At 31.1% G+C, this 286-nt stretch carries 1 pseudogene; it reads right to left on the bottom strand.

From position 1 onward, the window contains the following. A pseudogene (locus TY19_RS00755) lies at positions 1-286 on the bottom strand (hypothetical protein); the annotation flags it as partial.

The following is a 286-nucleotide window of genomic DNA, read 5'->3' on the forward strand; positions in this document are numbered from 1 at the left end:
AGGATCTTGAAGGGTTTCTCGAAAATTTCCCGACCAAAGACTTTTAAAATAGGGCGATTTTTCCCTTAACAAAGCTAGTTGAGAATACGATATATTTAGTGAAGTTTCATCCTGAAATCTCAGTTTAAATTCCTGGGATGAAGGGAAAAGATCTAAAGATTGTTGAATTGTAAATGATTTTATTTTCTTTGAGGAAGTGTCCTTTAAAACATTTAATTCTTCTGGATTAGCTAAAGAATTTAATAAAAGCTCGTTTTCATCCTCAAATTTATCAATAGTTTCCTGA

It is taken from the genome of Candidatus Protochlamydia sp. R18 (assembly GCF_000648255.1).
Taxonomy (GTDB): domain Bacteria; phylum Chlamydiota; class Chlamydiia; order Chlamydiales; family Parachlamydiaceae; genus Protochlamydia; species Protochlamydia amoebophila.